Genomic DNA, 12372 nt, shown 5'->3' with positions numbered 1-12372 from the left:
TGCGGGCGTCCACGTACTTTGGGAGACTCACCGTGGCACTGCGCGAACTGACCAAAGAAGAGCGGGACACCGCCCGCCGCAAGGCACTGGCCGCCCGAGTCGAGCGCGCCGAGCTCAAACAGGAGTTCGGCAGCGGCGCCATCAGCTTCGACGAAGTGCTCCAGCGCGCCGGTGGTTCCGAGGCCGTCGCGCGGCTGAAGACCCTGGAGCTGCTGGAGTCCCTTCCAGGAGTCGGACGCGTCACCGCGACCAAGGTGCTTGAGGACCTTGGAATCTCGGTGAACCGTCGCCTGGGTGGACTCGGGGTCAAGCAGAGGCGTGCATTGAAGGACTATCTGGCAGAATTAGGGTGACCGTCCCAGCCCTAGGAGCAAGTGCATTGTCAGCAGTCCCCGGCAGTCCCGCCGTCACCGTTCTCGCCGGCCCGACTTCTGTCGGCAAATCGACGCTGAGCCGATTCATCCGCACCCATTACCCCGAGGTCCACTTCTCGGTCTCCGCAACCACGCGTCCGCCGCGCCCCAGCGAGGTGGACGGTGTCGATTATCACTTCATCGATGCTGACCGTTTCGACGAACTCGTCGAGCACGGAGACTTCCTGGAATGGGCGACGGTCCACGGCAAGCACCGCTATGGCACGCTGCGCACCACGGTGGACGCAGCCCTGGCCGCAGGCAAGCTCGTCCTGCTGGAGATCGACCTCCAAGGCGCCCGCCAGGTCCGCCAGACCATGCCGGAGGCGCAGTTCGTCTTCCTCGCGCCCCCATCCTGGGAGGATCTGGTGTCCCGACTCGTCGGTCGCGGCACCGAATCACAGGAGGAACAGCAGCGCAGGCTGGAAACAGCTAAGATAGAACTTGCTGCAGAGCAGGAATTCGATGTCTCGATCATCAACGACGAGCTCGACCGTGCCGCAGCCGAACTTGTAGCCCGCATGGGCTTCACCCATGCATCACCCCAATCTGAAGGACGACTCCCGAAGTGACTGAGCAGCAAGAAGGCATCATCTACCCGTCGATCGACTCCCTCCTGGAGAAGAGCGATTCCAAGTACGCCCTGGTCCTCTTCGCCGCGAAGCGTGCGCGCCAGATCAACGCGTACTATGCCCAGCTGCACGAGGGTCTCTTCGAGTACGTGGGACCGCTGGTGGACACCAAGCTCAACGAGAAGTCGATGTCCATCTCCCTGCGCGAGATCAACGAGAACCTCCTGGTCAACCACCCCGCGGTGAACCCCGCCTCCTGATCCGGGTCACCTCAGCCTCGGCGCGCCGACGCAATCGCGGCGCAGTCCTGGCGAGGTAATCTGAACCCATGCGCATCGTTCTGGGAGTCAGTGCCGGCATCGCCGCCTATAAGGCGGTGTTGCTGCTTCGCCTGCTGCGGGAGGACGGCCACCAGGTCGACGTCATCCCCACTCCTGCCTCCGAGCAGTTCATCGGCCGGGCCACATGGGAGGCCCTCAGCGGCCGGGAGGTCACCACCTCGGTCTTCTCCGGAATCGACCAGGTCCGCCATGTCCGCCTCGGACAGGAAGCAGACCTGGTCGTCGTCGTGCCCGCCACGGCTGATCTGCTGGCCCGCACGCGCGCCGGTATGGCCGATGATCTGCTCACCACCACGCTGCTGGCCACCGAGGCGCCGGTGCTTCTGGTGCCCGCGATGCACACCGAGATGTGGGGCAATGCGGCCACGGCAGAGAACGTGCAGACCCTGCGGTCTCGTGGCATCGAGGTCATGGAGCCCGCCGTCGGTCGTCTCACCGGCAAGGACACCGGGCCGGGCCGGCTCCCGGAGCCCGAGGACATCTACGCCCGGGTCAACGAGCTGCTCGCGATCGTTCAGGGCCCCTCTTACGCCTATGCGCCGCTGGCCGGCACGTTCTACGCACCCGACCCCGAGGCCCAGCCGGCGCTGCTGGGACGTAAGGTCGTCGTGACCGCGGGGGGCACCCGCGAGCCGCTGGACCCCGTGCGCTATCTGGGCAACCGATCCTCGGGCAAACAGGGCCTGGCTCTCGCCGAGACCGCCGCCGCAGCAGGCGCGCAGGTGCACCTGATCGCTGGCATCATGGACATCCCGGCGCCGAACCTGCCCCATATCGCGGTGGAGCACATCGAGACCGCCGCACAGCTTCATGCCGCCGTCGAGCGCGAGGCCGCAGACGCAGATGTCCTGCTGATGGCAGCGGCCGTCGCTGATTTTCGACCCGCCGCCTACGCGGCGCAGAAGATCAAGAAGACCGACGATGGCGAGAACCCCGTGATCACGCTCGAACGCAATCCCGACATCCTCGCTGAAACGGTGGCGCGGCGTGACTCCACCGGGACCGGCCCCGGGGTCATCGTGGGCTTCGCCGCGGAGACCGGAAGTGCGGACGCGGCACCCTTGGAGCTCGCGCAGGCCAAGCTGCTGCGCAAGGGCTGCGATCTGCTGGTGCTGAACCAGGTGGGGGAGAACCTGGTCTTCGGACGCGACGAGACCGAGATCCACATCCTCACCTCAGCGGCCCGCGCCGCTCAGGCGGGGGAGGGTTCGGCAGAGAATGCCTCCGATGTGCTCACTCTGCGCGGCACGAAGCACGAGGCCGCTGCGGCCATCATCCAGCGGGTCACCGCTTACGTCGTGTGAAGCTCGCGCTCGACGGCCGAACCTGCTCACGTAGGATTACTGAGTGACGAATTCCAGCGCCCCAGCAGCGGCCTCCTCTCTGCGCCTGTTCAGCTCCGAATCGGTGACCATCGGGCACCCGGACAAGATCTGTGACCAGATCTCCGACGCCATCCTCGACGCCCTCCTCGCCGAGGACGCGAACTCGCGGGTGGCTGTGGAGACGCTGACCACCACGGGACTGGTCCATGTCGCCGGCGAGGTCACCACCTCGGGCTACGTGGAGATCCCGCAGATCGTGCGCAACACTCTGCTGGACATCGGCTACGACTCCTCGGCCAACGGCTTCGACGGCGCCCGCTGCGGCGTCTCGATCTCCATCGGTCAGCAGTCCCCGGAGATCTTCGCCGGAGTGTTCAACTCCATGGAGGCCCGCGGAGGCGCCGATGACCGGCGCGACGCTCAGGGCGCCGGCGATCAGGGCATCATGTTCGGCTACGCCACCAATGAGACCCCCACGTACATGCCCAGCGCCATCTCGCTGGCGCACCAGCTCTCGGCTCAGCTGACCCAGGTCCGGCAGAGCGGCGAGCTCGCCTACCTGCGACCGGACGGCAAGACCCAGGTCACCATCGGCTACGACGGCGATCGGCCGGTGAGCCTGGACACCGTGGTGGTCTCCACGCAGCACACCTCGGACATCTCCCAGGAGCAGCTGCGCGGTGACATCAGCGAACAGGTCATCGCCCCGGTGCTGGCACACAGCGACCTGGACCTGGGGACCCTCTCGGAGATCATCAACCCCTCCGGGCCCTTCGTCGTCGGCGGGCCTGTGGGCGATGCCGGTCTGACCGGGCGCAAGATCATCGTGGACACCTATGGCGGATTCTCGCGCCACGGCGGCGGCGCCTTCTCCGGCAAGGATCCCTCCAAGGTGGATCGCTCGGCCGCCTACGCGATGCGCTGGGTGGCCAAGAACGTGGTCGCCGCTGGACTCGCGGACCGCGCCGAGATCCAGATCGCCTACGCGATCGGCCGTGCCCGGCCGGTGGGCATCTACGTGGAGACCTTCGGCACCGAGAAGGTCGATCCCGTGCAGATCTCCGCAGCCATCGACGCCGTGTTCGACCTGCGCCCGCTGGGCATCATCGAAGATCTCGACCTGCTGCGGCCGATCTACCGGGAGACCTCCAAGAACGGCCACTTTGGCCGCGAGGGGGACAACTTCCCCTGGGAGCGGCTCGACCGGGTCGAGGCGCTGAAGTCCTTCTTCAACGCCTGAATCGGGCTTCGGCCGATGGGCCGTGTTAAAGCGGGGGCTGCTCAGGCCGAGTAGAGCTCGGTGAGCATGCGACGCAGCTCGGCGATGGCGGGGGTGTGTTCACCCCGATGCCAGACAAGCCTGACCTCCACCGGCGGGGCGTCGGAGATCACCCGGTAGAGCACTCCTGCGCGCTGGTGCTGGTGTGCAGTGGCCTCCGCACTGACACCCACACCGGTTCCCGCAGTGATCGCGTCCAGCCAGGCGTCCACGCTGTCCACCTCGGCGGCGAAGGTCGGGCGCAGGTCCTCGGGCCAGAGGTCCGGTGTGGTGGTGCCCGCCTTGGTGTCCACGATGAGTCTCCGCCCGGAGAAGTCGGCCATCCTGACGCGACGCCGGCCCGCCCAGGAGTCCTCGGCCGGGAAACCGGTGACCCGGCGCTCCAAGCCGACCAGCGCTGAATCGAAGCGCCCCGTCGGGGCGGGTCTGCGAACGATGGCGGCGTCGACGAGTCCCTCCGCGAGCCCTGCGAAGGGACCGGAGCCACGCACCAGGGCGAGCTGGATCTCCGGCTGCTGCTCACTCCAGGTGCGTTGCAGCGCACGGGTGTGGCGCCCCACGGCGGCCCAGGAGTACCCCAGCCGGAGGGTCTGGTGGCCGCGCGCTGCCGTCTCCATCTGCTCGGCCTGAGCCAGAAGGTGACGGCCGCGCAGCACTGCCTGTTGTCCCTGGGTGGTCAGCACCGCCTCCCGGGAGAGCCGACGCACCAGAAGGACACCCCAGGCCTCTTCCAAGGATTTCAAGGTGCGGGAGACCTGTGCCTGGGAGATTCCCAGTGAGATGGCCGCGTCCGTCAGGCTCCCGGCCTCCGCGATGGCCACCAGTGTGCGGATGTGTCTGAGCTCCCATGCCATACCTTCAGCGTATACCGACCGCATCGTGTGTATTATGCGTATGGCAGCCGCACGCTGAGACTCGAGTCATGGACTCAGCAGCTTCGCCTTTGGAAGGCCGCCCCGGCAGGGGCCTGATGATGATCTCTGCCAGTGCGCTCAGCACCCAGTCAGGCGCCGCTGTCGGCTCCCTGGCGTTCAGCACCTTCACCCCGGTGGGCGTCGTCGCGGCCCGTCAGGTGGTGGCAAGCGTCGTGCTCTGCGCCATCGCCCGCCCGCGTTTCTGGAGGTTCACCGGTGCCCAGTGGTGGGCCGTGGCGCTGCTCGCGTTCTTCTTCGCCGGCATGAACACGGCGCTGTACTCCGCGGTGGATCGGATCGGGCTGGGCACCGCCGTCACGATCGAGTTCCTCGGACCGCTGGCGGTCGCACTGTTGTCCTCCCGCAGAGGCCGAGACCTCTTCTGTGCCCTGCTGGCGCTTGGGGGAGTCGTTCTGCTGACTCGCCCCGGGCCGACCAGCGACCTCCTCGGACTGGGCCTGGCAGCCGCAGCGGCGATGTGTTGGGCAGGTTATATCCTCACGAACCGACTGGTGGGCAAACGAGTCCCCGGGGTCCAGGGCACGGCGGTGGCCACGTTGCTGTCCTCGGCAGCGATGGTGCCGATTGCGGTGGCGATCCTCTGGAACACGACGATCCCGGCCGAGGCCTTCCTCTACGCTGCCGTGGCGGGGCTTCTGGCCACGGCGGTGCCCTACGCGCTGGATCTGATCGTGCTTAGACACATCACGCCCCTGATGTTCGGGCTCGGCATGTCGTTGAATCCGCTGTTCGCAGCAGTCGTCGGCGCGGTCTTCCTGCGGGAGGAGATCGACTCATTCGGCTGGCTGGGCATCGTTCTGGTGGTGCTCAGCAACGGGCTCACGCTCCTGGGGAAGGGGCAGCTGCGGCGCCGGGGCCGAATGATCGATCTGCAGGCCGATGGGAGCGCGGTCCGCTGAGCACTGCCCCCAGACCACCGCAACCGGACCGCTGAGCACTGAGTGGCCGTGACCACCGAACTTCGTCCCTCGGTCAGCAGATGGTTCAGGCGCCGGGCAGCGGACGAGCTGTGCCGCGCCAGCTGCGATAGGCCCAGATCGTCATCCCCACCACCACGATCCACGCCGCCCCGACCACGGCGCCATGCATCACCGACGGCTCGGCGATGAATGCACCGAGGGAGACCAGGGAGACCTGTCCCGGCACGGTGGCGATCACGCTGGCCACGACGAAGTCACGCTGGGTCACGCCGAAGGCGCCGCCGCCGTAGTTCACCGGCCAATAGGGCACTCCCGGTGTCAGTCGCAGCGCGAAGACCGCCTCGAAGCCCGCGTTCTGCAACCGGGTCTCCACGGTCTCTGCATGGGACCCGAGGAGCCTGCGCACCGCATGGGCACCCAGCGACCGTGCCAGGTGATAGGCGGCCCAACAGCCGATCAGGACGCCGATGACCGAGAGCAGACTTCCCTCCAGGACGCCGAAGATGAAGCCGCCGCTGATCGCCATGATCGTCACCGGAATAGGCGTCATCGCGACTACGGCATAGAGCAGCACGAACACGATCCAACCGGCCCAGCCGTAGGCCTCGATCCTGCTCTGCAGCGTATCCACCGAGGGCAGGCGCAGGTTGAACGCCGCATAGACCATCACCAGCAGCACGGCGACCAGCAGGGCATTGCGCAGGAACGATCCCCAGGCCGGTCGGAGGGACTTCTCACTCATCTGAGCAACTCTACGCACCAGCGGTGCGAGTGGTCGCTGCACCGGCGGTGCGAGTGGTCGCTGCACCGGCGGTGCGAGTGGTCGCTGCACCGGGCAGCGGGGCGCCCGCTGCACCGTGGGTGTCCGTGGCGCGGGATACGATTCCAGGGCAGTGGAAATCCCTGCAAGGAGGTGAGTCAGCGTGGCGCAGGAACCTGGTCCCCAGGCGCAGAGGCACTCGACTCAGCCTGCCCTGCTGGATTCGCTGGCTCCGGCACCTGCTCCCGCGCTGCCGGCCGGCGCCACCGATGATCTGCCCGTGGCAGAGGTGCTGCTGGAATCTGCGGTCCCGCACCTGGACCGCCCCTTCGACTACGTGGTGCCCATCGATCTGGCGGACAAGATCGTGCCTGGCTGCCGGGTCAAGCTGAAGTTCTCCGGACGGGAGATGACCGGCTATGTGATTCGACGCAAGCAGGAACCTGCCACCACGGCACGCCTCTCGCTGATCACCAAGCTGGTCACCGCCCTGCCGGTGCTCGCCGAGGACATCCTTGACCTGGCGCACCAGGTGGCCGAGCGCGGGGCAGGGGTCACTGCCGATGTGCTGCGTGCCGCCATCCCACCTCGCGCGGCGCGCGTGGAGAAGGACTATGCGGGCCTGACCGCACCCAGTCCGGTGCTCGAGAGCGAGAGTCCCGGCCCGCGCACCGCGGCGTTGGCCCTGAAGTCCTATGGCGAGCACTCCTGGACTCAACAGATTCTGCAGCGTGTGCGCGTCTGTCTGGAGGCCGAGGGGGACGCCGTCGTCGTCGTCCCGGATCAACGCGACGTGGAGTCGCTCATGGAGGTGCTCACCGCCGAGCTGGGAAGCGGCATGGCCGTGCAGCTCACGGCGGAGATGGGGCCATCCTCGCGCTACCGATCCTTCCTGCAGCTGCGATTCGGGCAGGCGCGGGTGGTGGTCGGCACCCGCTCCGCCATCTTCGCTCCGGTGGCGAGGCTGCGTCTGCTGGTGATCTTCGAGGACGCCGAGTCCACCCACGCCGAGCCGCGCGCCCCGTACCACCACGTCCGAGAGGTCGCGCTGCTGCGCACGGTGCAGACCGGCGCGGAACTCGTCATGCTCTCCACCTCACGCAGCCTGGAGGTGCAGCGGCTGGTGGAGCGCGGTTGGCTCACCGAGACTGCCCCCACTCGCGAGGAGCGTCGTGCCGCGGCACCCCGGATGATCGCCACCGCCGACTCCTACCAGCAGGAGCGCGAGCCCGCGTTCCGGCAGGCCCGTCTGCCGGCGGCGGCATATAAGGCCGCGCGGGAGGGACTGCAGCACGGCCCGGTGCTGGTGCAGGTCGCACGGAGCGGGTTCATCCCTGCCGTGCTGTGCGAACGCTGCCGCGCCCGCCAGCAGTGTCCCCAGTGTCACGGGCCGCTGAGCCTGCCCGCCCACCACGGCCAGTCCCTCACGCTGAAATGCCGCTGGTGCGGGCTGCACCATCGCAACCACCGGTGCGCCGAGTGCGGCTCGACGACCTTTCGCGCCGGAACCCGAGGCGCAGACCGCACCGCCCAGGAGCTCGGCCGTGCCTTCCCCAACACGCCGGTGGTCTCCTCGACTTCCGACCACCCCATCGATCAGGTGGGCGAGGAGCCGGCACTGGTGGTCTCCACCCCCGGAGTGGAGCCGGTCGCGCGGACGGGTTATGCGGCGGCGCTGCTGCTGGACGGGGACACCCAGCTCAGCCGCGAGGGCCTCGACGTGCCACGCCAGGTGCTCGCGCGCTGGTTCCGCGCATCGACCCTGGTGTGCAGGCATCAGGACGACGGCGGCACCGTGGTCATCACGGCCGACGCCGAGGAGCTGACCTCGGCCCTCATCCGCTGGGACCCGGTCTCCTACGCCCGACGCGAGCTCTACAACCGACTGGAGCTGGGCCTTCCGCCGGCCCAGCGCATGCTCAGCCTCACCGGGGACCCCGCCGAGGCGGAGGCCTTCCTGGCCCAGGTGCAGCTTCCCCAGGGGCGGAGCTGGATCGGTCCCTCGGTGCTGGAGGACGGACGCCACCGCTATCTGCTGTTCTTCGGCTACGCCGAGGCCAGCTCGGTGGTCACCGAGATCCGACGGATCCGGCGCACGCACAGCGCGGCCCCGCCGGGTGCGGCGCGGTCAGGACGGGGACTGCGGATCGCCATGGACGACGTGCTCAGCCTGCAGTTCTAGGCGAGCCGTCCATTCTCGTCTCGGGCGTCGGGCTGATCGAGGCTGAGCAGGAACCGGCGCAGTGCCCGGGCCGCCGGAGCTGGTCGCTCATAGTGGAGCAGATGTCCGGTGCCGCGCAGCACCTGGAGCTCTCCGTGTGGCAGCGCGTCGCGCAGGCTGCGCTGCCCGGCAGGCGTGCTCAGCTGGTCCTGGGTGCCCGGGGCGAGCAGCACCGGAAGCTGGAGATCGGAGGCGAACTCTGTCACCGTATGGCGGCTTGATGCCCAGTAGGCCTGCAGGAGCGTGGACGGATCGGAATAGCTGCTGAAGTATCGCCGGTGTTGGTCGCGGATATAGCGGATCAGCGCCGGATCTTGGGACACGATCATGGAGGCGTTCGTGACCGCAAGAGCGAGGGGGGAGTGCAGGATCAGCTGCGCTGCCCGGGCTGGGAGCGCTCGGGCCAGGCGGTAGTATGCGTCGACACCGGCGGCACCCGGCAGCAGGCGACCGGTGAAGATGTCGTTGCTGATCGGGGCGAAGAGTCCCAGTCCCGCCCAGCGCGGGGGCTTCCCGCCGCGGGCGCGGCGCGCCTCATGCGCGGCTACGATGATCGATCCGAAGGAGTGACCCACCACAACGTCCCGGGGCCCGAGGCTGAGCTCATCGGCGAGTGCCTCGACGAACACCGCGTAGGCGTCGAGGTCGTGTTTTCCCAGTTCGCCCTGTTCGCGCTTCAATGGGGCGGTCTCGCCGAACCCGGGCAGGTCCGGCACGAAGATCTCATACTCGGGCAGTGCATCGACGATCAGCGCCATGCCGTGATGGTCTCCGCGGAACCCGTGGATGAACAGCAGCCGCGGGGTCGCGGGCTGCGCCTGCGAGTCGGCTCGGGGTGCGGGGGAGTAGTGCCAGACCGCAGCCGAAGTGCTCAGCCGGGCGCCGTCGTCGTCGGCCGAGGCGAAGCTCAGCGGAATCTGGCGGCGGGTTCCTGTTCGAGCCGGATGCTCGGTCCACGGGCGGATCACTGCGTCAGCCTACCTTTCGAACTCCATTAGACTGGCGGGGTTCAAGACTCGACCCATCGACCACGAGGTGCCCCCCAGGTGAGCAACGCGAGTGAAACCGCTGCAGCAGAGACCGCTGTGACTCAGCCCGCTACCCATTCCGCTGGCGCGGAAGGTGGGGAGAAGAAGCTGTACTCCTTCCAGGAGATGGAGGCCCGCTGGCTGCCCCTCTGGGAGGAACAGGGCACCTTCGTGGTGGATCCTGCCGATACCCGCGAGAAGAAGTACGTGCTGGACATGTTCCCGTACCCCTCCGGTGATCTGCACATGGGCCACGCCGAAGCCTTCGCGATCGGTGACATCCCCGCCCGCTATGCCCGGCTGCGCGGTTACAACGTGCTGCACCCGATCGGTTGGGACTCCTTCGGTCTTCCCGCGGAGAACGCCGCGATCAAGAACGACGCGCATCCGGCCGACTGGACCTACGCGAACATCGAGACCCAGGCGGCCTCCTTCAAGCGCTACGGCATCAGCGCCGACTGGACCCGCCGGCTGCACACCTCGGATGAGTCCTACTACCGCTGGACCCAGTGGCTGTTCCTGCAGTTCTACAACAAGGGCCTGGCGTATAAGAAGGACTCCCCGGTCAACTGGTGCCCCAAGGATCAGACCGTGCTCGCGAACGAGCAGGTCGTCGATGGCGCCTGTGAACGCTGCGGTACCGCGGTGATCAAGAAGTCGCTGAACCAGTGGTATTTCAAGATCACCGACTACGCCGACCGCCTGCTCGAGGACATGGAGCAGCTCAAGGGTCACTGGCCCGACCGGGTGCTCTCCATGCAGCGCAACTGGATCGGCCGGTCCACCGGCGCCTCCGTGCGCTATGAGATCAAGCCTGCCGACGGCGGCGCGGATCACGCCCCGGTGGAGGTCTTCACCACCCGTCCCGACACGCTCTACGGCGTCACCTTCATGGTGGTGGCCGCCGACGCCGATCTGGCCATGGATCTGGTCACCGAGGGTCAGCGGGCCGAGCTGGAGTCCTACCGGGCGGCGCTGGGCAGCGTCTCCGACATCGAACGCCAGTCGGCGGAACGGGAGCGCACCGGAGTGTTCCTCGGCCGATACGCGATCCACCCGATCACCGGCGAGGAGCTGCCGCTCTGGGCCTCGGACTATGTGCTCGCCGATTACGGCACCGGCGCGGTCATGGGCGTGCCCGCCCACGATCAGCGTGACCTGGAGTTCGCCCGCACCATGGGGCTGAACATCCGCGTGGTCGTGGACACCGGGGATGAGGACCCGGAAGAGACCGGCGCCGCGACCGCCGGTGAAGGCACGGCAGTGAACTCCCCGGCCTGGGAGGGTCTCGGCAAGGACGCCGCGATCGCCAGGGCCATCGAGGTGCTGGCCGAGAACAGCGTCGGCGAGTCGAAGGTGAACTACCGTCTGCGCGACTGGCTGCTCTCCCGCCAGCGCTTCTGGGGTGCACCGATCCCGATCATCCACTGTGAGGCCTGCGGCGAGGTCCCCGTGCCCGAGGACCAGCTCCCGGTCAGGCTGCCCACCGGCATGCGCGGCGAACAGCTGGCTCCCAAGGGCAAGTCTCCGCTGGCCGGGGCGAGTGACTGGGTCAACGTGGACTGCCCGTCCTGCGGCGGGGCGGCCACCCGGGACACCGACACCATGGACACCTTCGTGGATTCCTCCTGGTACTACCTGCGCTATATCGACCCCAACAACACCGATGAGATCTTCCCCAGCGAGGAGATCAACAAGTGGCTGCCGGTGGACCAGTATGTGGGCGGCGTGGAACACGCCATACTGCACCTGCTCTACTCGCGATTCTTCACCAAGGTGCTCTTCGATCTGGGCCTGGTGAACTTCACCGAGCCGTTCAAGGCGCTGCTGAACCAGGGCCAGGTGCTCAACGGCGGCAAGGCCATGTCCAAGTCCCTGGGCAATGGCGTGAACCTCGGTGAGCAGCTCGACGCCTATGGGGTGGACGCCGTGCGGCTGACCATGGTGTTCGCCGGCCCACCCGAGGACGACGTGGACTGGGCAGATGTCTCACCCGCCGGTTCAGCGAAGTTCCTGGCGCGCGCCTGGCGAGTGGCCCAGGACGTCAGCTCGGCCAAGAGCGCAGATCCGGCCACCGGTGCTGCCGGCCTGCGCGCGGTCACCCACCGGACCATCCAGGACGCCGCGTACCTGGTGGAGGACAAGAAGTTCAACGTGGTGATCGCGCGCGTCATGGAGCTGGTCAACGCTGCACGCAAGGAGATCGACTCCGGCGCCGGCGCAGCCAATCCGGCAGTCCGCGAAGCCGCCGAGGTCACTGCGCAGATCCTCTCCCTGGTGGCGCCCTATACCGCTGAGGACATGTGGGCGATGCTCGGTCACGAGCCCTCAGTGGCGAACTCCTCCTGGCCGGTGGTGGACGAGTCCCTGCTCGTGCAGGACACCGTCACCGCGGTGATCCAGGTCAAGGGCAAGCTGCGCGACAAGATCGAGGTCCCGGCGGACATCACCGAAGAGGAGCTCCAGACCCAGGCGCTGGCGCTGCCGAAGATCCAGCGCTACATCACCGAAGGCGGGGGAGTGCGCAAGGTGATCGTGCGCGCCCCGAAGCTGGTGAACGTCGTGACGGGCTGAGCCG

The 12372-nt window shown here is 67.7% G+C and carries 11 protein-coding genes; 8 read left to right on the top strand and 3 right to left on the bottom strand.

What is annotated here, in order from left to right; translation table 11 throughout:
* Positions 1-32 precede the first annotated feature (32 nt).
* From mihF to metK, 5 genes are all read left to right on the top strand, one after another.
* Positions 33-353 (top strand): integration host factor, actinobacterial type, encoded by a 321-nt coding sequence (gene mihF, locus H4W26_RS02550; RefSeq protein ID WP_192590600.1) that lies wholly within the window; start codon positions 33-35, stop codon positions 351-353.
* Between the two features lie 26 nt (positions 354-379).
* Entirely contained in the window at positions 380-985 is a 606-nt protein-coding gene (gene gmk, locus H4W26_RS02545) for a guanylate kinase (protein ID WP_192590599.1), read from the top strand.
* The gene (rpoZ, locus tag H4W26_RS02540; protein ID WP_318779745.1) at positions 982-1245 is read left to right on the top strand and encodes a DNA-directed RNA polymerase subunit omega; all 264 of its coding nucleotides are present in this window, start codon (positions 982-984) and stop codon (positions 1243-1245) included. Before gmk ends, rpoZ begins: the two co-directional genes overlap by 4 nt.
* Before the next feature lie 68 nt (positions 1246-1313).
* A complete protein-coding gene (locus H4W26_RS02535) occupies positions 1314-2630 on the top strand; it encodes a bifunctional phosphopantothenoylcysteine decarboxylase/phosphopantothenate synthase (protein WP_192590598.1) in 1317 nt (438 codons plus the stop codon).
* A gap of 43 nt (positions 2631-2673) precedes the next feature.
* On the top strand, positions 2674-3891 hold the full coding sequence (gene metK, locus H4W26_RS02530) for a methionine adenosyltransferase (RefSeq protein ID WP_192590597.1): 1218 nt from the start codon (positions 2674-2676) through the stop codon (positions 3889-3891).
* A 41-nt stretch (positions 3892-3932) separates the two neighbouring features.
* Here the strand turns inward: metK and H4W26_RS02525 are convergent, their stop codons facing one another.
* A complete protein-coding gene (locus H4W26_RS02525) occupies positions 3933-4784 on the bottom strand; it encodes a LysR family transcriptional regulator (RefSeq protein WP_192590596.1) in 852 nt (283 codons plus the stop codon).
* Between the two features lie 68 nt (positions 4785-4852).
* On the opposite strand from H4W26_RS02525, the gene H4W26_RS02520 reads away from it, so the two are divergent.
* Positions 4853-5764, top strand: coding sequence for an EamA family transporter (locus tag H4W26_RS02520; RefSeq protein ID WP_225939565.1), 912 nt, complete (start codon positions 4853-4855; stop codon positions 5762-5764).
* Between the two features lie 85 nt (positions 5765-5849).
* On the opposite strand, the gene H4W26_RS02515 is transcribed toward H4W26_RS02520, so the two are convergent.
* Positions 5850-6527, bottom strand: a complete 678-nt coding sequence (locus H4W26_RS02515) for a TVP38/TMEM64 family protein (RefSeq protein ID WP_225939564.1) — start codon at positions 6525-6527, stop codon at positions 5850-5852.
* 181 nt (positions 6528-6708) lie between these two features.
* Between H4W26_RS02515 and H4W26_RS02510 the strand changes: the two genes are divergently transcribed.
* On the top strand, positions 6709-8727 hold the full coding sequence (locus H4W26_RS02510; protein WP_192590595.1) for a primosomal protein N' family DNA-binding protein: 2019 nt from the start codon (positions 6709-6711) through the stop codon (positions 8725-8727).
* Here the strand turns inward: H4W26_RS02510 and H4W26_RS02505 are convergent.
* Positions 8724-9734 carry an alpha/beta fold hydrolase gene (locus H4W26_RS02505; protein WP_192590594.1) on the bottom strand — a complete coding sequence of 337 codons (1011 nt, stop codon included), beginning with the start codon at positions 9732-9734 and terminating at the stop codon, positions 8724-8726. The two genes, H4W26_RS02510 and H4W26_RS02505, sit on opposite strands and share 4 nt — an antisense overlap.
* Positions 9735-9851: 117 nt before the next feature.
* On the opposite strand from H4W26_RS02505, the gene leuS reads away from it, so the two are divergent.
* Complete coding sequence (gene leuS / locus H4W26_RS02500) at positions 9852-12368, top strand: leucine--tRNA ligase (protein WP_318779744.1); 2517 nt, start codon at positions 9852-9854, stop codon at positions 12366-12368.
* Positions 12369-12372 lie beyond the last annotated feature (4 nt).

The organism is Nesterenkonia halotolerans (assembly GCF_014874065.1).
GTDB classification, from domain to species: domain Bacteria; phylum Actinomycetota; class Actinomycetes; order Actinomycetales; family Micrococcaceae; genus Nesterenkonia; species Nesterenkonia halotolerans.
The sequence above is the reverse complement of the archived record's forward strand: the minus strand, read 5'-3'. Positions and strand labels throughout refer to the sequence as shown.